The 24,663-nt window shown below is 68.2% G+C and carries 22 protein-coding genes; 13 read left to right on the plus strand and 9 right to left on the minus strand.

From position 1 onward, the window contains the following. Nucleotides 1-7: 7 nt before the first annotated feature. From mreC to F3H32_RS01245, 8 genes are all read left to right on the plus strand, one after another. Entirely contained in the window at nucleotides 8-940 is a 933-nt protein-coding gene (gene mreC / locus F3H32_RS01210; protein WP_149763663.1) for a rod shape-determining protein MreC, read from the plus strand. Next, a complete protein-coding gene (locus F3H32_RS01215) occupies nucleotides 933-1,463 on the plus strand; it encodes a rod shape-determining protein MreD (RefSeq protein ID WP_149763665.1) in 531 nt (176 codons plus the stop codon). Before mreC ends, F3H32_RS01215 begins: the two co-directional genes overlap by 8 nt. A 3-nt stretch (nucleotides 1,464-1,466) precedes the next feature. Continuing rightward, nucleotides 1,467-3,410: a penicillin-binding protein 2 gene (mrdA, locus tag F3H32_RS01220; protein WP_149763667.1), complete on the plus strand. Its 1,944-nt coding sequence runs from the start codon at nucleotides 1,467-1,469 to the stop codon at nucleotides 3,408-3,410. A 3-nt stretch (nucleotides 3,411-3,413) separates the two neighbouring features. Further along, nucleotides 3,414-4,556, plus strand: a complete 1,143-nt coding sequence (rodA, locus tag F3H32_RS01225; RefSeq protein ID WP_149763669.1) for a rod shape-determining protein RodA — start codon at nucleotides 3,414-3,416, stop codon at nucleotides 4,554-4,556. Between the two features lie 4 nt (nucleotides 4,557-4,560). Next, nucleotides 4,561-5,481 (plus strand): 2-hydroxyacid dehydrogenase, encoded by a 921-nt coding sequence (locus F3H32_RS01230; protein ID WP_149763671.1) that lies wholly within the window; start codon nucleotides 4,561-4,563, stop codon nucleotides 5,479-5,481. A 77-nt stretch (nucleotides 5,482-5,558) separates the two neighbouring features. Beyond that, complete coding sequence (locus F3H32_RS01235) at nucleotides 5,559-6,980, plus strand: mannose-1-phosphate guanylyltransferase/mannose-6-phosphate isomerase (RefSeq protein WP_149763673.1); 1,422 nt, start codon at nucleotides 5,559-5,561, stop codon at nucleotides 6,978-6,980. A 68-nt stretch (nucleotides 6,981-7,048) separates the two neighbouring features. After that, on the plus strand, nucleotides 7,049-8,053 hold the full coding sequence (locus F3H32_RS01240; protein ID WP_149763675.1) for an ABC transporter substrate-binding protein: 1,005 nt from the start codon (nucleotides 7,049-7,051) through the stop codon (nucleotides 8,051-8,053). 47 nt (nucleotides 8,054-8,100) lie between these two features. Further along, nucleotides 8,101-8,706: a YitT family protein gene (locus tag F3H32_RS01245; protein WP_149763677.1), complete on the plus strand. Its 606-nt coding sequence runs from the start codon at nucleotides 8,101-8,103 to the stop codon at nucleotides 8,704-8,706. Here the strand turns inward: F3H32_RS01245 and F3H32_RS01250 are convergent. Both F3H32_RS01250 and F3H32_RS01255 read right to left on the minus strand, forming a co-directional pair. Continuing rightward, the gene (locus F3H32_RS01250) at nucleotides 8,703-9,146 is read right to left on the minus strand and encodes an arsenate reductase family protein (RefSeq protein ID WP_223191308.1); all 444 of its coding nucleotides are present in this window, start codon (nucleotides 9,144-9,146) and stop codon (nucleotides 8,703-8,705) included. The genes F3H32_RS01245 and F3H32_RS01250 overlap by 4 nt on opposite strands. Continuing rightward, on the minus strand, nucleotides 9,130-10,425 hold the full coding sequence (locus tag F3H32_RS01255; protein ID WP_115755578.1) for a DUF3422 family protein: 1,296 nt from the start codon (nucleotides 10,423-10,425) through the stop codon (nucleotides 9,130-9,132). The genes F3H32_RS01250 and F3H32_RS01255 overlap by 17 nt, the downstream gene beginning before the upstream one ends. 180 nt (nucleotides 10,426-10,605) lie before the next feature. Between F3H32_RS01255 and F3H32_RS01260 the strand changes: the two genes are divergently transcribed. Together F3H32_RS01260 and F3H32_RS01265 are read left to right on the plus strand one after the other, a co-directional pair. Beyond that, nucleotides 10,606-11,115: a L,D-transpeptidase family protein gene (locus F3H32_RS01260; protein ID WP_149763681.1), complete on the plus strand. Its 510-nt coding sequence runs from the start codon at nucleotides 10,606-10,608 to the stop codon at nucleotides 11,113-11,115. 136 nt (nucleotides 11,116-11,251) lie between these two features. Continuing rightward, a complete protein-coding gene (locus F3H32_RS01265; protein ID WP_149763683.1) occupies nucleotides 11,252-11,521 on the plus strand; it encodes a hypothetical protein in 270 nt (89 codons plus the stop codon). A gap of 68 nt (nucleotides 11,522-11,589) precedes the next feature. On the opposite strand, the gene F3H32_RS01270 is transcribed toward F3H32_RS01265, so the two are convergent. From F3H32_RS01270 to F3H32_RS01290, 5 genes are all read right to left on the minus strand, one after another. Beyond that, complete coding sequence (locus F3H32_RS01270) at nucleotides 11,590-13,029, minus strand: NAD(P)(+) transhydrogenase (Re/Si-specific) subunit beta (RefSeq protein WP_149763685.1); 1,440 nt, start codon at nucleotides 13,027-13,029, stop codon at nucleotides 11,590-11,592. 12 nt (nucleotides 13,030-13,041) lie between these two features. Next, complete coding sequence (locus F3H32_RS01275) at nucleotides 13,042-14,616, minus strand: Re/Si-specific NAD(P)(+) transhydrogenase subunit alpha (RefSeq protein ID WP_149763687.1); 1,575 nt, start codon at nucleotides 14,614-14,616, stop codon at nucleotides 13,042-13,044. 202 nt (nucleotides 14,617-14,818) lie between these two features. Continuing rightward, the gene (locus F3H32_RS01280) at nucleotides 14,819-15,265 is read right to left on the minus strand and encodes a methyltransferase family protein (RefSeq protein ID WP_149763689.1); all 447 of its coding nucleotides are present in this window, start codon (nucleotides 15,263-15,265) and stop codon (nucleotides 14,819-14,821) included. After that, nucleotides 15,262-17,409, minus strand: coding sequence for a malate synthase G (locus F3H32_RS01285; protein WP_149763691.1), 2,148 nt, complete (start codon nucleotides 17,407-17,409; stop codon nucleotides 15,262-15,264). The genes F3H32_RS01280 and F3H32_RS01285 overlap by 4 nt, the downstream gene beginning before the upstream one ends. A 166-nt stretch (nucleotides 17,410-17,575) precedes the next feature. Continuing rightward, a complete protein-coding gene (locus F3H32_RS01290) occupies nucleotides 17,576-18,202 on the minus strand; it encodes a hypothetical protein (protein WP_149763693.1) in 627 nt (208 codons plus the stop codon). A 152-nt stretch (nucleotides 18,203-18,354) separates the two neighbouring features. On the opposite strand from F3H32_RS01290, the gene pepN reads away from it, so the two are divergent. Further along, a complete protein-coding gene (gene pepN, locus F3H32_RS01295) occupies nucleotides 18,355-20,898 on the plus strand; it encodes an aminopeptidase N (protein ID WP_149763694.1) in 2,544 nt (847 codons plus the stop codon). A gap of 71 nt (nucleotides 20,899-20,969) precedes the next feature. After that, nucleotides 20,970-21,857 (plus strand): 1-acyl-sn-glycerol-3-phosphate acyltransferase, encoded by an 888-nt coding sequence (locus F3H32_RS01300; protein WP_223191309.1) that lies wholly within the window; start codon nucleotides 20,970-20,972, stop codon nucleotides 21,855-21,857. A 136-nt stretch (nucleotides 21,858-21,993) separates the two neighbouring features. Here the strand turns inward: F3H32_RS01300 and proB are convergent, their stop codons facing one another. Both proB and obgE read right to left on the minus strand, forming a co-directional pair. Continuing rightward, complete coding sequence (gene proB, locus F3H32_RS01305; RefSeq protein WP_149763696.1) at nucleotides 21,994-23,106, minus strand: glutamate 5-kinase; 1,113 nt, start codon at nucleotides 23,104-23,106, stop codon at nucleotides 21,994-21,996. Then, nucleotides 23,094-24,125, minus strand: coding sequence for a GTPase ObgE (obgE, locus tag F3H32_RS01310; RefSeq protein ID WP_115756491.1), 1,032 nt, complete (start codon nucleotides 24,123-24,125; stop codon nucleotides 23,094-23,096). Before obgE ends, proB begins: the two co-directional genes overlap by 13 nt. A 149-nt stretch (nucleotides 24,126-24,274) precedes the next feature. Here obgE and F3H32_RS01315 point away from each other — a divergent pair, with 149 nt between their 5' ends. Further along, nucleotides 24,275-24,607 carry a DMT family transporter gene (locus F3H32_RS01315; RefSeq protein WP_394349602.1) on the plus strand — a complete coding sequence of 111 codons (333 nt, stop codon included), beginning with the start codon at nucleotides 24,275-24,277 and terminating at the stop codon, nucleotides 24,605-24,607. Nucleotides 24,608-24,663: the final 56 nt, after the last annotated feature.

Here is a 24,663-nt window from a genome sequence, read left to right on the forward strand (position 1 = left end):
TAGGCCCATGGCGCGCAAGGGCCCTGATTACGCGGCTCCGGTCCGCCGCATCCTGGTTTCGCTGCTGGTGCTGGTGCTGCTGGCGGTGTTCCTGTTCTGGCAGATCGACAGCCCCAGGGCCGAGCGGATGCGCGCGGCCTTTGTCGACCGCTTCGTGCCCAGCTTTGACTGGGCCATGACGCCGGTCACCAGGCTGTCGCGTATGGTGGCCGGTTTCCAGTCCTATGCCCGGCTATACGAGCAGAACCAGGAATTGCGGCGCGAATTGCAGAAAATGTCGGCCTGGAAAGAGGCCGCGGTGCAACTGGAACAGGAAAACGCCAAGCTGCTGGCGCAGAACAATGTCAGGATCGACCCGGCGCTGACCAGCGTGTCGGGCGTGGTGCTGACCGATAGCGGCACGGCCTTTCGCCAGTCGGTGCTGCTGAACGTGGGCGCGCGCGACGGCATCGTCGATGGCTGGGCGACCATGGACGGGCTGGGGCTTGTCGGGCGCATCTCGGGCGTGGGCCAGACGACCAGCCGGGTGCTGCTGCTGACCGATCCGTCCAGTCGCATTCCGGTGACGATCCTGCCTTCGGGGCAGCATGCGCTGCTGGCGGGCGACAATACCGCGCTGCCGGCGCTGGATTTCATCGAAAGCCCGGAAAACCTGCGGCCCGGCGACCGGGTGGTCAGTTCGGGCGATGGCGGGGTGTTCCCGCCCGGCCTGCCGGTCGGACAGGTCGCGCAGGCCAGCGACGGCCGGCTGCGGGTGCGGCTGGCGGCCGATTACGGCAGGCTGGAATTCCTGCGTGTGCTGCGCAGCCACCCGGCCGAGCAACTGGCCGATACCGGCATGCTGATCCCGCCGCCGCCGGCCGATTTCATCGGCCCGCCCATGCCGGCGCCGGCCGATCTGCAAGGGGCGGCCGCCGGGCCCGTTCCGGCGGATGATTGACCCGTCCCGCCAGCGGCGGATCGTCGGGCAGGCGCTGTTCGTGGCGCTGTTCCTGGCGATCCTGTTCTGGCGGCTGCTGCCGCTGGCGCCCGGCCGCATCGGCTGGCCGGGGCCGGACCTGGCGCTGTGCCTGGCGCTGGTCTGGGTGCTGCGCCGGCCCGAGCAGGTGCCGGTCCTGACCATCGCCGTCCTGTTCCTGATCGAGGATATCCTGCTGATGCGCCCCATGGGGCTGGGCGCGGCAATGGCGGTGATCGGCACCGAGGCTGCAAGAAAGCGCGAGCAGCGTTGGCGCGAATTGCCTTTCATGGTTGAATGGCTGCGCGTGGCGATGCTTCTGGCGCTGATGATGGTGGCGAACCGAATCCTGCTGGCGATGTTCTTCCTGCCCCTGCCGCCGCTTGGGCAGGTGATCCTGCAATCGCTTGCCACCATTGCCGCCTACCCGCTGGTGGCGGCGCTTGCGGGCCGGGTGCTTGGCCTGCCGCGCGGCCGCGCCGAAAGAGATACGAGGTATCGCTGAACCATGCGCAAGTCAGAACGCGACATCGCCGAAAGCAGCCGCCTGATCACCCGCCGGGTGCTGATGCTGGGTGCGATCCAGGCGGCGGTGGTTTCGGCCCTGGGGCTGAAGCTGCGCTCGATGCAACTGGAACATGCGGATGAATACCGGATGCTGTCGGACGGCAACTCGATCAAGATCCGGCTGCTGCCGCCGGCGCGCGGATTGGTCCTGGACCGCAACGGCACCATCATCGCCGGAAACGAGCAGAATTACCGCGTCACCCTGACCAGGGAAGAGGCGGGCGACATCTCGGCGGTGATCGCCCGCCTGCGCCATATCATCGCGATGAGCGACCGCCAGGCGGCCGAGATCCTGGAAGAGATCCGCAAGCGCAGCGCCGTCACCCCGGTCCTGGTCGCCGACCGGCTAAGCTGGGACGAGTTCTCGTCCATCGCGCTCAACGCCCCGGCCCTGCCCGGCGTCACGCCCGAGGCGGGACTGTCGCGCAGCTACCCGCGCGCCGGCGATTTCGCGCATGTGCTGGGCTATGTCGGGCCGGTTTCCGATTACGACCTGTCCAAGATCGAGGATCCCGACCCGGTCCTGCGCCTGCCCGAGTTCCAGCTTGGCAAGGTCGGCATGGAGGCAAAGCTGGAAGAGGCGCTGCGCGGCAAGGCCGGCTCGCGCCGGGTCGAGGTGAACAGCGCCGGGCGCGAGATGCGCGAGCTGTCGCGGCAAGAGGGGCAGCAGGGCGCCACGGTCCAGACCACGCTGGACGCAGGCTTGCAGAATTTCGCCACCCAGCGGCTGGGCAACGAAAGCGCCGCCGCGGTGGTGCTGGACGTGACCACCGGCGATATCGTGGCGATTTCGTCGTCGCCGGTCTTCGACCCCAACAAGTTCGTGCGCGGCATCTCGGGGCCGGATTACCGGGCGCTGATGGAACATGACCACCGCCCGCTGGCCGACAAGACCGTGCAGGGCGTCTATCCCCCCGGCTCGACCTTCAAGATGGTAACGCTGCTTGCCGGGCTGGAATCCGGGGTGATCGACAGCGGCTCGCGCTTTTATTGCCCCGGCTATACCACCGTGGCCGGCCGCCGCTTTCATTGCTGGAGCCGGGGCGGGCACGGCATGGTCGATGCGATGGGCAGCCTGGAACATTCCTGCGACGTCTATTACTACGAACTGGCGCAGCGGGTCGGCATCGACCGCATCGCCGCCATGGCGCGCAAGCTGGGGATCGGCGTGCGCCACGACCTGCCCATGTCCGCCATCGCCGAAGGCATCGCGCCGGACCGCGACTGGAAGCGTGCGCGCTATGACCAGGAATGGCAGGTGGGCGATTCGCTCAACGCCTCGATCGGCCAGGGCTATGTGCTGGCCTCGCCGCTGCAACTGGCGGTGATGACGGCGCGGCTGGCCACGGGCCGGGCGGTGGCGCCGCGCCTGGTTCGCGCCATCGACGGCCAGGCCGAGCCGGTGCCGGACTGGCCGGCGCTGGACATCGCCCCGCTGCACCTGCACGCGGCGCGGGCCGGCATGGATGCGGTGATGAACAGCAGCCGCGGCACCGCCCGGCGTTCGCGCATCACCTTGCCGGAATGGCGGATGGCGGGCAAGACCGGCACCAGCCAGGTCCGCAACATCACCGCCGCCGAACGCGCCCGCGGCGTGATTTCGAACGAGCAATTGCCCTGGAACCGGCGCGACCATGCGCTGTTCGTCTGTTTCGCGCCCTATGAGATGCCGCGCTATGCCGTCTCGGTGGTGGTCGAGCATGGCGGCGGCGGCGGCGCGGTCGCGGCCCCGATCGCCCGCGACATCCTGCTTTATGCGCTGGCGGACGGCTTGCCGCCGCTGAGCGCCTATCCCGAGGCCGAGCGCGCCAAGGTGCAGGAGATCTGGTCGCGCATGAACCTGATGCCTTCGGCCCGCAAGGGCGAGGCGCGCGCAAGGGCCTGAACCATGAGCTATCTGGACTATCAAGTCGCCCAGGTGCCGACGGGCTGGCGCAAGATCCTGCACCTGAACTGGCCGCTGGTGTTCCTGGTCACGGCGGTCAGCAGCATCGGATTCCTGATGCTTTATTCCGTCTCGGGCGGCGATATCGACCGCTGGGCCGGCCCGCAGATGGAGCGTTTCGCCGTCGGCATGGCGGTAATGCTGGCGCTGGCCTTCGTGCCGATCTGGTTCTGGCGCTCGATCTCGGTGGTTTCCTATGTGATCTGCGTCGCCCTGCTGGTGCTGGTCGAGGTGGTCGGCGATGTCGGCATGGGCGCGCAGCGCTGGCTGGTGCTGGGGCCGATCCGCATCCAGCCGTCGGAACTGACCAAGGTCGCCTTCGTGCTGACGCTGGCGGCCTATTACGACTGGCTGCCGGTCGACAAAGTCTCGCGCCCGTTCTGGGTGCTGGTGCCGGTGGTGCTGATCCTGCTGCCGACCGGGCTGGTGCTGATGCAGCCCGACCTGGGCACCTCGATCATGCTGGTGGCGGGCGGCGGCATCGTGATGTTCGCGGCCGGCGTCAGCCTGTGGTATTTCGCCGCCGTCATCGCCATCGCCGTCGCCGCCGTCACCACGGTTCTGGAAAGCCGCGGCACCGACTGGCAATTGCTGCACGATTACCAGTTCCGCCGCATCGACACCTTCCTGGACCCCGGATCGGATCCCTTGGGCGCCGGCTACAACATCGCCCAGGCGCAGATCGCGCTGGGATCGGGCGGCTGGTCGGGGCGCGGCTTCATGCAGGGCACGCAGTCGCGGCTGAACTTCCTGCCCGAGAAGCACACCGATTTCATCTTCACCTCGCTGGCCGAGGAGTTCGGCTTTGTCGGCGCCGGGTCGCTGTTGGTGCTTTACGTCCTGATCCTGGGATTTTGCATGTATTCGGCCCTCACCAACCGCGACCGCTTCGCCAGCCTGCTGACCATCGGCATCGCCGGGACGTTCTTTCTTTACTTCTCGATCAATATGGCGACGGTGATGGGCATGCTGCCGGCCAAGGGCTCTCCCTTGCCGCTGGTCAGTTACGGAGGAACCTCGCTCATGATCCTGCTGATGGGTTTCGGCATCGTGCAATCGGCCCATGTCCATCGCCCCCGAGGCTAGCGCGATGCGGATTCTGTTCGCTGCCCCCGCCCCGCTATGGGACGAATGGGCGCCCGCCCTGCGCGCGGCCTGTCCCGAAATGGAACTGTGCCGTGACGGCGATCCGGCGGGTTTCGACGCGCTGATCTATGCGCCGGGCTATCCCCAGGACGGAACCGCGCTGGACTTTGCCCCTTTCACCCGCGCGCGGCTGGTGCAAAGCCTGTGGGCCGGGGTCGAGCGTATCGTGACCAACCCGACCCTGACCCAGCCGCTTTGCCGCATGGTCGATCCGGGGCTGGCGCAGGGCATGGTGGAATATTGCACCGGCTGGGCGCTGCGGGCGCATCTGGGCATGGACCGCCAGCTTCAGGACGGCATCTGGCGCGGCGGCCAGGCCCCGCCGCTGGCGGCCGGGCGTGGCGTGACCGTGCTGGGCATGGGCGAATTGGGCCGGGCGGTGGCCGCGGCGCTGGCCGGCCTGGGCTTTCGCGTCGCCGGCTGGTCGCGATCGGGCCGCCCGGTGCCGGGGCTTCAGGTGCTGGCGGGCGACGCCCTGCCCCAGGCCCTGAACCGGGCCGAAATCCTGGTCTGCCTGCTGCCCGACACCGCCGAGACGCGCGACCTTTTGGACGCCGAACGGCTGGCGCTGCTGCCGCCGGGGGCGACGATCATCAATGCCGGCCGCGGCACGCTGATCGACGATGCGGCGCTGCTTGCCGCGCTGGGGCGCGACCCAGCCGCCCATGCGGTGCTGGACGTGTTCCGAACCGAGCCGCTGCCGCCCGGCCATCCGTTCTGGGCCCATCCCCGCATCACCGTCACCCCGCATGTCGCGGCCGCGACGCGGCCCGCCAGCGCCGCGCCGGTGGTGGCCCGGAACCTGCGCCGCGCCATGCGCGGCGAGCCGCTTTTGCACCTGGTGGACCGGACGCGGGGCTATTGACCATTTGCGCAACTTGCGGGTGCAGGCCCGCCGGCCGATAAGAAGGCGGACTGCCCCGTGTTGATGGAGCGATGTTCATGACGATCACCCCCGTTCTGCTGGCCGGAGGCTCGGGCACCCGGCTGTGGCCCGTCTCGCGCAAGAGCTTTCCCAAGCAGTTCGCCCCTCTGGTGGGCGAAGAAAGCCTGTTCCAGGCCTCGGCCCGCCGGCTGGCCGGGCCGCGCTTTGCCGCGCCGCTGGTCATGACCAATGCCGATTTCCGCTTTATCGTGGCCGAGCAGCTGGACCAGATCGGCATCGCCCCCGCGGCGATCCTGATCGAGCCCGCCGGCCGCAATACCGCCCCTGCCATCCTTGCCGCAGCCCTGCGCGCCGCCGAAACCGACCCCGAGGCGCTGTTGCTGGTCGCGCCCTCGGACCATGTCGTGCCCGATGCCGAGGCGTTCGGCCGCGCCGTCGATCTGGGCGTGCCCGCCGCGCGCGCCGGCCGCATCGTCACCTTCGGCATCACCCCCACCCGCCCCGAAACCGGCTATGGCTATGTCGAGGCCGAGGGAGAGGGCCTGGGGCCGCTGGTGCTGAGGCGCTTTGTCGAAAAGCCCGATGCGGCGAATGCGGCGCGGATGATCGCGCAGGGCAATTTCCTGTGGAATGCCGGCATCTTCCTGTTCGCCGCCCGCACGATGATCGAGGCTTTCGAAACCCATGCGCCCGGCTATCTTGCCCCCGTGCGGGCGGCCCTGGCCGAGGCGCGCATGGACCTGGGCTTTCTGCGGCTGGCGCCCGAGCCGTGGGAGCGTCTGCCCGACCTGTCCGTGGACTATGCGGTGCTGGAAAAGGCCGCCAACCTGTCGGTGGTGCGCTATTGCGGCCATTGGTCCGACCTGGGCGGCTGGGACGCGGTCTGGCGCGAGGCGCAGGACCAGGTCCCGGCCGAACGCGGCGCCGTGGCCGATGCCCGCTCGACCGCCATTGATTGCGACAATGTCCTGCTGCGTTCGCAGGATGAAGGAATCGAGGTGGTGGGCATCGGCCTGAAGGACGTGATGGTCGTGGCCACCAATGACGCGGTTCTGGTCGCCGGCATGGATCGCGCGCAAGAGGTCAGGCAGGCGGTCGCCGCGCTGAAATCCAAGGGCGCGCGCCAGGCCGAGCATTTCCTGCGCGACCACCGCCCCTGGGGCTGGTTCGAAACCCTCGCCCTGGCCGACCGCTTCCAGGTCAAGCGCATCGTGGTCAATCCGGGCGCGGCGCTGTCGCTGCAATCGCATTTCCACCGCTCGGAACATTGGATCGTCGTCTCGGGCACCGCGCGGGTGACGGTGGACGAAACCGTGACGCTGGTGACGGAAAACCAGTCGATCTATGTGCCGCTGGGCGCGGTCCACCGGCTGGAAAACCCCGGCAAGGTGGCCATGGTGCTGATCGAGGTGCAGACCGGCGCCTATCTGGGCGAGGACGATATCCTGCGCTACGAGGACGTGTATTCGCGCGAATGATCCGCTCGCGCCATCGTGGGCTGCACCGGCTTGCGGGCCGGCAGGCGGCCGTCTAACCATGGCCGGTAATGAGACGCATGGTGAAATCGCTGATCCCGGCCGCGCTGTTGCTGGCGCTTGCCACGCTGGCGGCGCGGGCCGGGGAACTGGCGGTGCAACTGCGCGGGCCGGGGCTGGCGGAATCCGCCGGCTTCGTGCTGGCCCAGGCGCGCGGCTATTACGCCCAGGAGGGACTGGCCGTCACGCTGCACCCTGTCCGGCCCGCGCCGCCCTTTGAATCGCTGGCGCGGGGCGAGACGGATCTGGCCGTGGCCTGGATGCCCACGGCGCTGGTCGCGCGCGAAAACGGCCTGCCGCTGGTCCATATCGGCCAGATCCTGGCACGCCCGGCGCTGCGGCTGACCTGCCGGCGCGAGGCGGGCGTGGCCCGCGCCGCCGATCTGCACGGCAAGACCATCGCAAGCTGGTTCGGCGGCGCGGAATATCCGTTGCAAGCCTGGCTGAACCGGCTGGATCTGTCCGCCGATGACAGCCTGTCCGGGGTCGCGCTGCTGGCGCAATGGCCGGCGGGGGCCGAGATGCTGCGCCACAAGCAGGCCGCCTGCATCAGCACATTAAGCCATGATCCGGTCGCGGGCCAAGGGCTGGTCGAGCTGGACCCCCAGGACCAGGATGCCGCGGTGCTGGAGGACGGGCTTTACGTCCTGTCGGCCGCGCTGGCCGCGCCGGGGACCGAAGCGCGGCTGGCCGGGTTCCTGCGCGCCAGCATGAAGGGCTGGCACGAAGCGGTCGCCCGCCCCGAGGAAACCGCCCGGCTGATCCTGGGCCCCGACCCCGACCAGGACGCCGTGCAGCGCCAGGCGGCGATGCTGCGCCGCATGGCCGGGCTGCTGTCGCAAAGCGGGGCGCTGGAGCTGGACGATTACCGCCGCACCGTCCAGGCGCTGCGCGCCGGCGGCGACAGGGCGGTGTTGCGCCGCGATCCGCAGCGCGCGACCACCAGCGCCATCAGCGACCGCGCCGCAGCCGCAGGACCCGCCGCAGCCGCAGCCGACGCCCTGCCGCCGCGTTGATCGCCAAGCCCCTTGCCGGCCGGTGCCCGTCAAGGCAAGACGGGCGGATGAGCGATACCTCTTCTTCCCGCCACAGCCCCGTCGAGGATGCGCAGGGCCTGGCCTATGGCAGCTTCATGGCCGCGGTCGGGGTGTTGCTGCTGACGCATCTGGGCTTTGTCACCGGCCAGACGGCAGGGCTGGCAATCCTGATCTCTTATGCCACCGGCTGGGGCTTTGCGCCGGTCTTCTTCCTGGTGAACCTGCCGTTTTACTGGCTGGGCTACCGCCGGCTGGGGCTGGGCTTCATGCTGAAGTCCTTTATCGCCGTCGCCGCCATGTCGGTGCTGGTCGCCACCCTGCCGGCGGGCCTGCAATTCGGCCATGTCCATCCCGCGCTGGGGGCGCTGCTGGTGGGGTTCCTGACCGGCTCGGCCTTGCTGGCGCTGTTTCGGCACGGCGCCTCGCTGGGAGGCGTCGGCATCGTCGCGCTTTATGTGCAGGATGCGACCGGCTTTCGCGCCGGCTGGACGCAGATGATCTTCGACGCCTGCATCTTTGCCTGCGCGCTGATGCTGCGCGACTGGCAGACGGTGGGCTGGTCATTTCTGGGGGCGGTGGTGGTGAACCTGGTGATCGCCATCAACCACCGCCGCGACCGCTATGTGGTCTAGGCCGCCACCCCCAGCGCACGCTTGACATTGGCGGTCCAGCCCAGCAGGCGCTGGTCGCTTTCCACGATCGCCGGACGCTTCATCAGCGAGGGCTTGGCCGACAGCATCTGCAAGGGCGTGCCGCCGCGTTCCTCATCGGACATGGCGCGCCAGGTCAGGCTGGCGCGGTTCACCAGCTTTTCCCCGAACTCGGCGATCATGCGCTGCCATTCGTCCCCGTCCAGGGGCGCCTTGGCCACGTCGCGGAAATCGACCTGCCAGCCCGCGGCCTGCAACGCGGCCTGGGCCTTTTGGCAGGTCGAGCAATGCGCCAGGCCATACATCTGAAGCCGTCCCGCCATCACGGAAATCTCATCAGAGGCGCGGCGGTCGGCTGGTGCTGAGTGGTCATGGGCTGTCTCCTTCTTGCGCTTGGTCGGGGTGCTAATGGCCGCCGTCATGCAGCCGGGCGCGGATGCGCCGCATGGCCAGCCAGACGCCCAGGACGGCCAGCGGCGTCATGGCCGCGACCAGCACCGCCTTGTCGACATGCAGCGCCTGGGCCAGCGGATAAAGCGCATAGCCCAGAAGGCCGACCGCATAATAGCTGATCGCGACGACCGACAGCCCCTCGACCGTGTGTTGCAGCCGCAATTGCAGGTCGGCGCGCCGATCCATGCGCTGCATCAATTCCTGGTTCTGGGCGCTGCGCTGAACATCCACGCGGGTGCGCAAAAGCTCGCTGGCGCGTTCGGCCCGGTCCAGCATCGCCGACAGCCGCTTTTCGGCCGATTTCGCGGTGCGCATCGCCGGCAGATAGCGCCGGGCCATGAATTCGGTCAGCATCTGCCCGCCCAGGAAGCGCGTCTCGCGCAGGGCGGCGACGCGGTCCATGACGATGGCCTGATAGGCCGCATTGGCGCCGAAGCGAAAGGCGTGCTGGGTGGCGGCGCTTTCCAGCCGGGTCGAAACCGACAGCAGGTCTTGCAGAACCTGATCGGCCGGGCGGTGGTCGTCGCTCATGCCCTGGACGATGTCGCTAAGTCGCGGGTCCAGCGCATTGAGCTGTCCGGTCAGGTCGCGGGCGCGGCCCAGGCCCAGCATGGACATGGCGCGATAGGTTTCCAGGTCCAGCAGCCGCTGCACGATGCGGCCGATGCGGCCCGGCTGGGTGCCGGGCTTGACGAAGACCGCAAAGCGCATCCAGCCGGCCGGGTCGATGCGGAAATCGCCGGCGACCACCGCCGCCTCTTCCAGCACCCAGACCGAGGCCATGCTGTCGGCCGCAAACCATTCCGACAGGCGCGGCAGGATCTCGGCCGGGTTTTCGGGCAGGATGTCGACCTGGATCATCACCGCGGCAACCCGCTTGCCGGGCGCGTGATGCTGCCAATCCTCGGGGAAGATGGCGCCGGCCGAGGGATCGAAGGGCCGCGGCGGCAGGCCGGGCACGAAGGCGGCATAGGTGACGAACTCGGTATGGCTTTCCCAGCGCAGCTTGTGGCGGCCAAGCTGGGCCGCGTAATGGGCGGCGCTGGCATCGGGGCGCGGCGCGCCATGACGGGCGCAAAGCTCGGCCAGATGCGCCACGTCCCTGCCCCGGTCGCGATTGGCGGCGTCGCGCGGCTCCTTGATCGCCAGATAGACGGCCGTGCAGGGCGCGCTAAGCCGCGGCGAGGGCCGGGCGTGCAATTCGTTCACCAGGGCATAGCGCTGGGGATGTTCGTCTTCGTCATTCATGGGCGCATGATTAGCGGCAGGCATTTTTCCCGCAACAGGAAAACCCCGCGCGGCCGGCGGCCTGGGCAATTCTGCCACGCCGCCGGCGCGGTATCAGGTTTTCGTGAAGCCCTTCCGCATTGCCCGCCAGCGGCAAGGCGGGCAAAATGGTGCAAAATCCTTATCCGAGGGGCAGGACGGATGACAGGCTGGCTGGGACGTATCGTCGCACTGATGCTGTTGCTGGGGCTGGCGGCCTGCGGGCCGAGCAAGTTCAAAAGCTATTCCGGGCCGCCCGTGACCCAGGTGGTGGTGAACAAGGGCGCGCGGCAGATGCTGCTGCTGAACGGCAACCGGGTGCTGAAAGCCTATCGCATCGGCCTGGGCAACGCGCCCCTTGGCCACAAGCAGTTCGAGGGCGACGGCCGCACCCCCGAAGGGCTTTACTATATCGACCGCCGCAATCCCGACAGCAGCTATCACCTGTCCATCGGCATCTCTTATCCCAATCCGCAGGATGCGGCGCAGGCGGCCTCGATCGGGCGCAGCGCCGGCAGCGACATCTTTATCCATGGCCAGGGCCCCGAGGGGCGGGCGCTGTCCCGGCGGCAGCAGGACTGGACCGCGGGCTGCATCGCCGTCACCGATGAAGAGGCCGAGGATATCTATGCCATGGTCCGCGACGGCACCCCGATCCTGATCACCCCCTAGCATTCGGCCGGGGGGCGAACAGGGCCGGGCAGATGCGCCCATAACTTGTATGGTAGACCTGTGCAAAAGGTCAGATACTCTTTGCCGGCGGCTGGGGCTAACTGTTGAGATCAAACTTGGTCCCCGGTTCCAGCCCATGCACTTGCCGCCCATCATCCACGACGCGCTGATCGATTCGGCCGAAACCGAGGGCTACGTCCCCGGCACCATCGAAAGCGTCCTGCGCTTCGGCCCGCATTCGCGCTGGTGCGCCGGGGTGATCGCGGCCGGGTCGGCGGATCGTTCGCTGGCGGTGGCGACGCGCTGCGCGCTGCTGATCCCGCGCAAGGGCAAGCGCATGCGCAAGCTGGCCCTGCATCCTGCGCTGCCGGCCGAGGTGATCAAGTCCATGCTGGACGCGACCTGACGGGGACCGGCCATTGAAAAAGGCGGGCACCAAGCCCGCCTTTCCCCATTTTCCGCAAACCGCTGCGCCTAGTCGATCATCGGCAGCAGCGCGTCCAGCGACTTCTTGGCATCGCCATAGAACATGCGGGTGTTTTCCTTGTAGAACAGCGGGTTCTCGATTCCGGAATAGCCGGTGCCCTGGCCGCGCTTGCTGACGAAGACCTGCTTGGCCTTCCAGACCTCCAGCACCGGCATGCCGGCGATGGGGCTGTTGGGATCCTCTTGCGCCGCCGGGTTCACGATGTCGTTCGAACCGATGACGATCACCACGTCGGTGTTCGGGAAGTCCTCGTTGATCTCGTCCATCTCCAGCACGATATCATAGGGCACCTTGGCTTCGGCCAAGAGCACGTTCATGTGCCCCGGCAGCCGGCCGGCGACCGGATGGATGGCGAAGCGGACCTTCTTGCCCTTGGCGCGCAGCTTGCGGGTCAGCTCGCTGACCGATTGCTGCGCCTGGGCGACCGCCATGCCATAGCCTGGCACGATGATGATCTCGTCGGCCTCGTTCAGGGCCGCCGCCACGCCGTCGGCGTCGATGGCGACCTGTTCGCCCTCGATCTCCATCGCCGGGCCGGTCTCGCCGCCGAAGCCGCCCAGGATCACGCTGACGAAATTGCGGTTCATCGCCTTGCACATGATATAGGACAGGATCGCACCGGACGAGCCGACCAGCGCGCCGACCACGATCAACAGGTCGTTGCCCAGGGTAAAGCCGATGGCCGCCGCCGCCCAGCCGGAATAGCTGTTCAGCATCGACACCACCACCGGCATGTCGGCGCCGCCGATGCCCATGATCAGGTGATAGCCGATGAAGAACGCCAGCAGCGTGATCAGCACCAGCCACAGCACCGGCGCGCCGGTGGTGCTGTAAAGGATCACCGCCAAAAGCGACAGCGCCGCCGCGCCGGCGTTCAGCATGTGGCCGCCCGGCAGCTTCCTGGGCTTGCCGTCGATCTTGCCCGCCAGCTTGCCGAAGGCCACGATCGAGCCGGTGAAGGTCACCGCGCCGATGAAGATCCCCAGCGCCACCTCGACCTTGAGCATGGCGATTTCCGCGGGCGTCTTGTGCGCCAGCACGGCGGCGAAGCCCTCGAATTGCGCGGCGGCATCTGCGGCACGGGCGCGCAGCACCCGGCCCAGCTCGAACTGGGCGTTGAAGCCGATCAGCACCGCGGCCAGGCCGACCAGGCTGTGCATGGCCGCGACCAGTTGCGGCATTTCGGTCATCTGCACCCGCTTGGCCACGACCCAGCCGATGGCGCCGCCGATGGCCAGCATGACCAGCGTCAGCCCCCAATTGCCATAGCCCGGCCCGATCAGCGTCGCGACCACGGCCAGCGCCATGGCGGCAATGCCGTACCAGACCGCGCGCTTGGCGCTTTCCTGGCCGGAAAGCCCGCCCAGGGACAGGATGAACAGCACGGCCGCGACCACATAGGCGGCGGTGGTGAATCCGTATTCCATGCGCCCCTCTCCTTACGACTTCTGGAACATGGCAAGCATCCGGCGCGTGACCAGGAAGCCGCCAAAGATGTTGACGCCCGCCATCAGCACCGACAGCGCCGCCAGCACGACGACCAGCCCGCCGCCCGAGCCGATCTGCAACAGCGCGCCGACGATGATGATCGAGGAAATGGCGTTGGTGATCGCCATCAGCGGCGTGTGCAGCGAATGGCTGACATTCCAGATCACCTGGAAGCCGACAAAGACCGCCAGCACGAAGACGATGAAATGCGACAGAAAGCTTGCGGGCGCAAACAGCCCCACCAGCAGCATGGCGACGGCGCCGCCGACCAGCAGCGTGACCTGACTGCGGGTCTGGGCGCGGAAATCGGCGATTTCCTTGGCGCGGCGTTCCTCGGGGGTCAGTTCCTTGACCTTTTCGCGCGGCTTCTGCGCGGCGATGGCCGCGACCTTGGGCGGCGGCGGCGGCCAGGTCACGTCGCCGTCATGGGCGACGGTGGCGCCGCGGATCACGTCGTCTTCCATGTTCTGGACAAGGACCCCGTCCTTGCCCGGCGTCAGGTCGGACAGCATGTGGCGGATGTTGTTGCCGTAAAGCTCGGACGCCTGGGCACCCATGCGCGAGGGGAAGTCGGTATAGCCGATCACCACCACGCCGTTTTCGGTGACGATGCGCTCGTCGGGCACCGTCAGGTCGCAGTTGCCGCCGCGCTCGGCCGCCAGGTCGACGATGACCGAGCCGGTCTTCATCGCCTCGACCATGTCGGCGGTCCAGAGCTTCGGCGCATCGCGGCCGGGGATCAGCGCCGTGGTGATGACGATGTCCATCTGGGGCGCAAGCTCGCGAAACTTCTCAAGCTGCTTTTCGCGGAACTCGGGGCTTGAGGGCGCGGCATAGCCGCCCGTCGCCGCGCCGTCCTGGGCAGTTTCGGCAAAGTCGAGATAGACGAACTCGGCGCCCATCGATTCGATCTGCTCGGCCACCTCGGGGCGCACGTCGAAGGCATAGACCTGCGCGCCCAGGCTGACCGCCGCGCCGATGGCCGCAAGGCCGGCGACACCGGCGCCCACGACCAGCACCTTGGCCGGCGGCACCTTGCCCGCCGCCGTCACCTGGCCGGTGAAGAAGCGGCCGAAATTGTTCGCCGCCTCGATCACCGCGCGGTAGCCGGCGATATTGGCCATCGAGGACAGCGCGTCCATCTTTTGCGCCCGGCTGATGCGCGGCACCATGTCCATGGCGATGGCGGTCACGCCCTGTTCGCGCGCCAGTTCCAGCAGATCGGCGTTCTGCGCCGGCCAGAAATGCGAGATCAGCGTCTGGCCGCGGCGCATCTGCCGCAACTCGGCCTCGGCCGGCGGGCGGACCTTGACCACCACGTCCACGTCCCCGATCAGCGCCGCGGCGCCGGGCAGCACGGTGACGCCCGCCGCCTGATAGGCGGCGTCCGAAAAGCCCGCGCCCACACCTGCACCCGATTCGACAAAGACCTCATGGCCCAGTTTCTTCAGATGGCCAGCAGAGGATGGAGTGACGGCTACCCGCGCCTCCCCCTCGTAATTCTCCTTCAAAGCGCCGATCTTCACGAGGCGATCTCCCCTGTTAGCGACTTTCAGCGTCCCCCATAGCAGAGCGCAACAATCTTTCACAAGAGAGCGAAGGCCGGTGCTTTCCCGAAATGCGACGCCGCGTCACGGTGGCGATCCAGGCAAGGGTGGTGGTGACAGCGCCCGCGCCGCCCACGGGGATGCCGCGGCGCAGCGTCCGGGCGGGCTTGGCCGCGGCCGTTCAGATCCAGCGCCGGACCCGCTTTCGGTAGCGGTCGAATGCGGGACCGTAGGCCGCGGCGATGACCGTTTCCTCGCGCAGGATGAAACGGCGCTTGAGCACCAGCGCCAAGGCCGGCACCGCCACCAGGCCCGCCGGTGCCGACAGCGCCAGCATCAGCCCGGCCAGCAGGATCAGGTCGGCCAGATAGATCGGGTTGCGCGAAAAGCGGAACGGACCCTGCGTCACCAGCGCGGCAGGCAGCCGGCCGGGGATGACGGTGGTGCGCGCGCGCCACATGGTGAAAGCCGCCCAAAGCATCAGCGCCAGCGCCGCCGCGACCAGCAAAAGGCCCAGGTCCCGCAGCGCGGGCGGCAATTCCAGCGGCAGCAGCCGCCCCAGCGCCGCCCCCGCCAGGGCGAACAGCCCCAGCCAGACGGGCGGCAGGCCGGCCAGCCGCGCGATCATGCGGCGCGGCTCGTCCGCTCGGCCTTGGCTTGCAGGCGGCGGGCATGCAGCACCGGCTCGGTATAGCCCGAAGGCTGCATGCGGCCCAGAAAGACCAGGTCGCAGGCCGCCTGGAAGGCCACGCCGTCAAAGCCCGGCGCCATCGGCACATAGGCCGGGTCGCCCGCGTTCTGGCGGTCCACCACCGCGGCCATCTTGCGGAAAGCGTCCATGACCTGCCGGTCGGTGACGATGCCGTGATGCAGCCAGTTCGCCAGCGACTGGGCCGAGATGCGCAGCGTCGCCCGGTCCTCCATCAGCCCCACATCGTTGATATCGGGCACTTTCGAGCAGCCGACGCCCTGGTCGATCCAGCGCACGACATAGCCCAGGATGCCCTGGCAATTGTTCTCCAGCTCGCGGGCGATCTCGGCATCGCTGTAGTTGCGGCCGCCGGCCAGCGGGATGGTCAGCAATTCGTCCAGCCGCGCCGGCCGGCGCAACGCGGCGATCTGGGCCTGGCGGGCAAAGACATCGACCTTGTGGTAATGCGTCGCATGCAGGGTCGCGGCGGTCGGGCTGGGCACCCAGGCGGTATTGGCGCCCGACAGCGGGTGGGCGATCTTCTGTTCCAGCATCTCGGCCATGCGGTCCGGCACCGCCCACATGCCCTTGCCGATCTGCGCCTTGCCCGAAAGGCCGCAGGCCAGGCCGATATCGACGTTGCGATCCTCATAGGCGGAAATCCAGGGCTGCGTCTTCATCTCGCCCTTGGCCAGCATCGCGCCCGCCTCCATCGAGGTGTGGATCTCGTCCCCGGTGCGGTCCAGGAAGCCGGTATTGATAAAGGCCACCCGGTGCCTGGCGGCGCGGATGCATTCCCTGAGATTGGCCGAGGTGCGGCGTTCCTCGTCCATGATGCCCAGCTTGACGGTATGGCGCGGCAGGCCCAGCACGTCCTCGACGAAATCGAAGATCTCGCAGGCAAAGGCGACTTCCTGGGGCCCGTGCATCTTGGGCTTGACCACATAGATCGACTGCGTGACCGAGTTCTTCGGCCCCTCGCGGTCCAGGTCGCGCTTGGCGCATAGCGTGGTGATCATCGCGTCCAGCAGCCCCTCATAGACCTCGGCCCCATTGCGGTCCAGCACGGCGGGGGTGGTCATCAGGTGGCCGACATTCCTGACCAGCATCAGGGCGCGGCCCTTGGCGGTCGCGTCCGAGCCGTCGGGGGCGGTGAAACTCACGTCCGGCTTCAGGTGGCGGGTAAAGGTCTTGCCGGCCTTTTCGACCTTTTCGGCCAGGCTGCCGTCCATCAGGCCCAGCCAGTTGGCATAGGCCAGCGCCTTGTCCTCGCCATCGACGCAGGCGACGGAATCCTCGCAATCCATGATCACCGACAACGCCGATTCGATTACGATATCCGCGATGCCCGCCTTGTCCTGCGCGCCGACCGGCTTCGAGGGGTCGATAACGATGCGGATCAGCAGGCCGTTATTCTTCAGGAAAATGTCGGTCGGATCGGTGCCGGTGCCGCGATAGCCGGCGAACTTGGCCGGCTCGCGCAGCGCGGGGACCAGCGCGCCGTCGCTGACTGACAGCCGCTGGACCGCTGTCCACGAACCCTCCGCCAAGGGCGCGGCGCTGTCCAGGAAATCGCGGCCCCAGCCGATGACGCGGGCGCCGCGGGCGGCATCGTAGCCCGCGCCCTGCGGCAGGTCGCCCAAGGCGTCGGTGCCGTAAAGCGCATCGTAAAGGCTGCCCCAGCGGGCATTGGCTGCGTTGATCGCATAGCGCGCGTTGGTGATCGGCACCACAAGCTGCGGTCCGGCAAGCAAGGCAAATTCCGGGTCCGTGGCCGGCGTCTCGATCTGGAAATCCTCGCCCTCGGGCAGCAGATAGCCGATCTCGGCCAGGAAATCGCGATAGGCAGCCGGGTCGGGCGCCGCCCCGCGGCGCGAGACATGCCAGGCGTCGATGGCCGATTGCAGCTCCTCTCGCCGCTCCAGCAGGGCGCGGTTGCGCGGGCCGAATTCATGCAACAGGGCCGAAAGCCCCTCCCAGAAGCGGCGCGGCTCGATCCCGCTGCCGGGCAGCGCATGTTCGTTGACGAAGGCGGCAAGCGTCTCGTCGACCCGCAATCCTGCCTTTTCCACGCGACCCATCGCAGTTCCCCTTGCTTCATTGTCCGGCTGGTTTGGTGTGCCGTGGTATACCAAACCCGGCGCTGTTTCAACCAGAGGCACCTTCAAGGATATCGCAATACAGTCTTGGCTTAAAATTGAAGGCGCCGCCCGAATGATCCGGGCGGCGACCAGCTTTTCGCAGCGATCAGTTGGCCGGGGCGGGGGCCGTGCCGGTGTCGGCGGCCGGCGGCGTGGTGGCCGCTGGCTCTTCGACGGTGACGGCATCGTCCAGGGCCTCGCCAGTGGTGTCGGCGGCGCTGTCGGCGGCCTCTTCGGCGGCCGATGCCGCTTCGCCTGCGGCGGTGCCGGCCGCTTCGGCCGCGTCTTCGGCGGCGGCGGCGGCATCCTCGGCCGCGTCGTTCATGGTGTCGGTCGCGGCATCGGCGGCTTCTTCCGCCGCGGTGGCGGCGTCGGTAGCGGCCTCGCCCGCGGATTCGGCCGCGTCGGTGGCGGCAGCGGCGGCGTCATCGGTCGCGGCGTCATCCGTCACGGCCGGATCGGTCGTGGTGCCCGCGGGCAGGGCCGTGGTGCTGTCGGCCGGCTCGGTGGTGGTGACGGCCGCATCCTCGCCGGTGGTGGCGCCTTCATCGTTGCCCATGAAATATTGCAGCACGAAATAGGCGATGGCCAGCGCCAGCAGGATGCCGATGATCAGCGGCAACGGCGAGGCGCGACGCTCGACCGGCTCGACATAGGTTTCGGGCGCGGCGGCGGGGCGCTGGGGGTCTATGCCTTCCGTCCGCTTCGGATCGTTCGGATCGTAATGGGCCATTCGGGTATCCTCGCTCTTGTGCTTCGTGCCTGGCCGTTGGTCGTGCCGCTGGGGCATCCCGGCTTGCGACCCGGCTGTCCTGCGTCTAACACTTGGGTTTCGCACAAGTTCCCCAGGCCGCCGATTTTTTTGCCTTTCCAAAAAGGTGCCGCATGACCGCCACGCAATATCTCGCCGATTGGCGTCCTTATCCGTTCGAAATCGCCCAGACCCGGCTGGAATTCGACTTGGCCGCCCGCGCGACGCGGGTGCGCTCGCAGATCGCGTTCCGCCGCAGGGATGCGGGCGACCTGATGCTGGACGGGGCGGGCCTGCGGACCCTGTCGCTGGCGATCGACGGCCGGCCGCTGGACCCCGCGCTGGTCCAGGGCGAACGCCTGGTGATCCCCGCCGCCGACCTGCCCGACGCCTTTACCTTTTCCGCCGAGGTCGAGATCGACCCCCAGGGCAATACCGCGCTCGAGGGGCTGTATCTGTCCGGCGGCATCTTCTGCACCCAATGCGAGGCCGAGGGCTTTCGCCACATCACCTGGTATCCCGACCGCCCGGACGTGATGGCGCCGTTTCATGTCACCATCCGCTCGGATCAGCCGGTGCTGCTTTCGAACGGCAACCCGGTCGCGAGCGCGCCGGGCCAGGCCGTCTGGCACGACCCCTGGCCCAAGCCCGCCTATCTGTTCGCGCTGGTCGCGGGCGATCTGGTGGCGGTCCCGGACAGCTTCACCACCATGTCGGGGCGCAAGGTGGCGCTCAATGTCTGGGTCAGGCCCGGCGACCAGGACCGCGCCGGCTATGCGATGGAATCGCTGATCCGCTCGATGAAATGGGACGAAAAGGCTTATGGGCGCGAATACGACCTGGACGTCTTCAACATCGTCGCCGTCGATGATTTCAACATGGGCGCGATGGAAAACAAGGGGCTGAACATCTTCAACTCCAAGCTGGTGCTGGCCAGCGCCGAGACTGCGACCGACGGCGATTACGAACGCATCGAGGGGGTGATCGGCCATGAATATTTCCACAACTGGACCGGCAACCGCATCACCTGCCGCGACTGGTTCCAGCTTTGCCTGAAAGAGGGGCTGACGGTGTTCCGCGACCAGCAGTTCACCGGCGACATGCGCTCGGCCGCGGTCAAGCGCATCCATGACGTGCAGACCCTGCGCGCGCGCCAGTTCCGCGAGGATGCGGGACCCTTGGCGCATCCGCCGCGCCCCGACCACTACCAGGAGATCAACAATTTCTACACCGCCACGGTCTATGAAAAGGGCGCCGAGGTCATCGGCATGCTCAAGCGGCTGGTCGGCGATGAGGGTTATCGCCGCGCGCTCGATCTCTATTTCGACCGCCATGACGGCCAGGCCTGCACCATCGAGGACTGGATCAAGGTCTTTCAGGACGCCACCGGCCGCGACCTGGCCCAGTTCAAGCGCTGGTATACCGATGCCGGCACGCCGCGGCTGACGCTTTCCGAGGACTGGCGCGACGGCACGCTCACGCTGGATTTCCGCCAGGAAACCGCGCCGACCCCCGGCCAGCCGGACAAGCCGCCGCGGGTGATCCCCATCGCGATCGGCCTGATCGGTCCGAATGGCGACGAGGTGCTGCCGACCACGGTGCTGGAAATGACCGAGGCGCGGCAAAGTTTCCGCTTCGACGGGCTGGGCGCGCGGCCGGTCGTTTCGCTTTTGCGCGACTTTTCGGCGCCGGTGACGGTTGCGCGCAAGATCGCGGCCCAGGAACAGGCGCTGCTCTTGGCGCATGACACCGACGCTTACGCCCGCTGGCAGGCCGGCCATGATCTGGCGCTGGACGCGCTGGTCGCGCGGGCCACGGGGACCGAAGGCGGGGCGGAATTCAGCCGCGCCCTTGCCGGGCTGCTGGCCGATGCCGAAGCCGACCCGGCCTTTGCCGCGCTCTGCCTGTCCCTGCCCGGCGAGGAAGAGATCGCGACCACCATCGCCGCCCGCGGCGTCACCCCCGATCCCCAAGCGATTCATGCCGCGCGCGAGGCGCTGGCGCGCGGCATCACCCAGGCGCATCAGCCGGCGCTGGCCCGGCTATACGAGGCGATGGCGACCCCCGGCCCCTATCGCCCCGATGCCCAGGGCGCGGGGCGGCGCAGCCTGCGCCTGGCCTGCCTGGGCCTGCTGTCGCGCATCGACGGGGCCGCGCGGGCCGGGGCGCTGTTCAGCGCGGCGTCGAACATGACCGAGCGGCAGGGGGCGCTGGAATGCCTGATCGCCGCCGGCCGGGACGCCGATGCGCTGGAAGCCTTTGGGCGGGAATTTGCCGGCAACCGGCTGGTCATGGACAAATGGTTCATGGTCCAGCCCCTGCGCGCGGCGCCCGAACGGGCGGTGGCCCGCGCCCGCGCGCTGGCGGCGCGGCCGGATTTCGACTGGAAGAACCCGAATCGTTTCCGCGCCCTGATCGGCGGGCTGGGCGCGAACCACGCCGCCTTCCACGCCGCCGACGGTTCGGGCTACGATTTCACCGTGGACTGGCTGATGCGGCTTGACCCGGTGAACCCGCAGACCACGGCGCGGATGTGTTCGGGCTTCGAAACCTGGACGCGCTACGACGCCACCCGCCAGGCCCATGCGCGCGCGGCGCTTGGCCGGCTGGCGGCGCTGCCGGGCCTGTCGCGCAACACCGCCGAAATGGTTACGCGCATCCTTGCCGGTGGCGGCTGACCATGGACGAACCGCTCTTGCGGGCCTGTTGCGGGCGCGGCAATACTGCCCTTATGGATGCCCGCGAGGACATGAAACGCCGTCTCGATCCGCTGATTGCCGAGCGGGCGCCCTGGCTTTTCTCGGGCCAGCGGCATCACCTGCTGGCACGGCAAGTGCTGATGCGCCTGTTGCGCTATCCCCGCACCTTGGAGCTGGCGGCGGAATATCGCGACCTGCCCACCGACGAGGTCATGCGCCGCATTGCCGGTCTGATCCTGCGCGAACTCTGCGTCGAGGGGCTTGAACATATCCCGGCCACCGGCCCGGCGCTGATCGTGTCGAATCACCCCACCGGCATCGCCGACGGCATCGTGCTGAACGCGGTCGTCGCAGCGGTGCGGGACGATCTTTTCGTCTATGCCAACCACGATATCCTGCGCATCCTGCCGCAATTCGACAGCCTGATCGCCCCGGTGGAATGGCGCGCCGAAAAGCGCAGCCATGCCAAGACCCGCGCCACCATGGACTACACCCGCGAGGCGCACGAGCGCGGGCGGATCGGGCTGATCTTCCCCTCGGGCCGGCTGGCCAAGCGCCAGGGGCTCAGCCTGCACGAGCGCCCCTGGATGGCCAGCGCCGCGATGATCGCGAAAAAGTTCGACGCGCCGATCATCCCCTTGCGGATCCGGGCGCGCAATTCGGCGCTGTTCTACCTGCTGGACGCGATCCACCCGACCTTGCGCGACGTGACGCTGTTCAACGAGGTGCTGAACAAGGCGGGCCAGCCCTTCCGCATCACCGTGGGCGCGCCGATCCCCCCGTCCTCCCTGCCCGCCCGCAGCGAGGACGGCATCGCGCTCTTGCGGGATGCGGTTCTGGCCTTGCCCGCGCCGGGCCAGAACGCCGTGCGCATGTCGCATCTGCGCGGCCTGTCGCAGCGCCGCCACACGCCGGCCAAACCGCGCCCGATCGAGTAAACCCGCAACGCCGGCCCTGCCTGAACGGCCGCATGAGTATTTGGAAAACGGTGAAAGACCGAGCGGCGCGAATGCCATTCACCGTTTTCTCAAATACTCCTGCAAGGGTCACGCAAAGATGGGGCCGCCGCCGGGCTCACACCACCATGTCGTCGCGATGGATCAGCGCGGCGCGGCCGGGATAGCCCAGGATGGCCTGGATTTCGTCGCTGCGATGCCCGGCGATGGCGCGCGCCTCGGTCGAGGCATAGCGCACCAGACCCGCCGCCAGCCGCGCCCCCTGCGGGTCAAGCACCAGCACCGGATCGCCGCGGCCGAAGCGGCCCGAGACGGCGGTCACGCCGGCCGGCAGCAGCGACTTGCCCTGTCCCAGCGCCAAGGCCGCGCCGGCATCGACGGTGATTTCCCCCTTGGGCTTCATCGCCGCGATCCAGCGCTTGCGCGCCGCCTGCGGGTCGGTGTCGGGCAAAAACCACGTCACCCGCGCGCCATTCGCCACGGCGGAAAGCGGGTTCAGCACCGATCCTTCGGCGATGGCCATGGCGCAGCCGCCGGCGACCGCGGTGCGCGCCGCCAAAAGCTTGGTCTTCATCCCGCCCTTGCTGAGACCCGAGATCGGGTCGCCGCCCATGGCCTCGATTTCCGGGGTGATCTGCTGGACCACCGGCAGGTGGCGCGCCGCGGGGTCGGTCTTGGGATTGGCGGTATAGAGCCCGTCCACGTCCGACAGCAGCAAGAGTTGGTCCGCCCCGCAGGTCACGGCGATCTGCGCCGCCAGCCGGTCGTTGTCGCCGAAGCGGATCTCGTCGGTCGCCACCGTGTCGTTTTCGTTCATGATCGGCACCACGCCAAGGCCCAAGAGCGTCTGCATGGTCGCGCGGCTGTTGAGATAGCGGCGCCGGTCGGTGGTGTCGTCCAGCGTCACCAGCAACTGCGCGGTCTTGACGCCATGCGGGGCCAGCGCCTCCTCGTAGGCGCGGGCCAGCTTGATCTGGCCGACCGCCGCCGCCGCCTGCGACTGTTCGACCCGCAGGGGGCCTGTGGGCAGGCCCAGCACCTGCCGCCCCAGCGCGATGGCGCCCGAGGAGACCAGCACCACATCCGTGCCGCGCGCCCGCGCGCGCGCCACGTCGTCGCAAAGCCCGCGCAGCCATTCGGCGCGCAGCCCCGCGCCGTTCACCAAGAGCGCCGAGCCGATCTTGACCACCAGCCGCTGCGCGCGGCCCAGTTCCGGCGTCACGGCTGCCACGGCTTGTCTTCCCGGTCCTCGGCCGGCTTGCGCGAGGGCGCGATCCGCGACCATAGCGCGCGCAGGACCTCGGTCACGCCGTCGCGCGAGACGCCGGACATCAACAGCACCGGCCCGCCGATCTCGGCTTCCAGCGCGGCCTGGCGTTCGGCCAGCGTCTCGGGGTCGAGCGCGTCGATCTTGTTCAGCGCCGTGACCCGCGGCTTTTCCGCCAGCGCCGGGGAATAGGCTTCAAGCTCGGTCAGGATGGTGCGGGCGTCCTGCGCCACGTCCAGGGCCGTGCCGTCGACCAGGTGCAAAAGCACGCGCGAGCGTTCGACATGGCCCAGGAACTGGTCGCCGAGGCCCCTGCCCTCGCTTGCGCCCTCGATCAGGCCGGGAATGTCGGCCATGACGAATTCATGCCCGTCCACGCCCACCACGCCCAGGTTCGGGTGCAGCGTGGTAAAGGGATAATCGGCGATCTTGGGCCGCGCGTTCGACACCGCGGCAAGAAAGGTCGATTTCCCGGCATTGGGCAGGCCCACCAGACCGGCATCGGCAATAAGCTTCAGCCGCAGCCACAGCGTGCGTTCCACCCCCGGCTGGCCGGGATTGGCGTGGCGCGGGGCGCGGTTGGTCGAGCTTTTGAAATGCAGGTTGCCGAAGCCGCCATTGCCGCCCCTGGCCAGAAGCACGCGTTGCCCCGGCTCGGTCAGGTCTGCGACCACGGTTTCCTGGTCATCTTCCAGGATCTCGGTACCGACCGGCACGCGCAGCACGATGTCGTCGCCCGAGGCGCCGGTGCGCTGCGCGCCCATGCCATGCCCGCCCGACTTGGCAAAGAAATGCTGCTGGAAGCGAAAGTCGATCAGCGTGTTCAGACCTGGCGCGGCCTCGGCCCAGACATCGCCGCCATTGCCGCCGTCGCCGCCATCCGGCCCGCCATATTCGATGAATTTCTCGCGGCGAAAGGACACGCAGCCCGCGCCCCCGCCGCCCGAGCGGACATAGACCTTGGCGAGATCGAGGAATTTCACGGCGGCGGCTTCCTTGCGGGGAAAATGGGGCAAGCCGTGGGATACGCGCTTGGCCTTTCCGGTTCAAGGGCGCGGTTCGGGACGGCGTGACTTTCCCCCGCCATCCGGGCTAGATGGCCGGGCGACGAACGAGTGGAGACGCCATGCCGATGCTGACCTATGCCACGCTTTTCACCGCCATCACGCTGGAGGTGATCGGCACGACGTTCCTGCAACGCAGCGAGCAGTTCACCCGGCTGGTCCCGACCCTGCTGACGGGGCTGTGCTATGCCGGCTCGTTCTATTTCCTGTCGCTGGTGCTGCGCGCCATGCCGCTGGGCATCGCCTATGCGATCTGGAGCGGGCTGGGCATCGTGCTGGTCTCGTTGATCGGGCTGGTCGTCTTTGGCCAGCGGCTGGATTTCGCGGCGATGATCGGGCTTTCCATGATCGTCGCGGGTGTCGTCATCGTGAACCTGTTCTCGGGCAGCGTGACGCATTGAACCGCCTCTGCCCTTAACATTCCGGCAATCGCGGTTAGATAATGTCCGAAGGGAGG

This window comes from Paracoccus thiocyanatus (assembly GCF_900156255.1).
In the GTDB taxonomy this organism is placed as follows: Bacteria; Pseudomonadota; Alphaproteobacteria; order Rhodobacterales; family Rhodobacteraceae; genus Paracoccus; species Paracoccus thiocyanatus.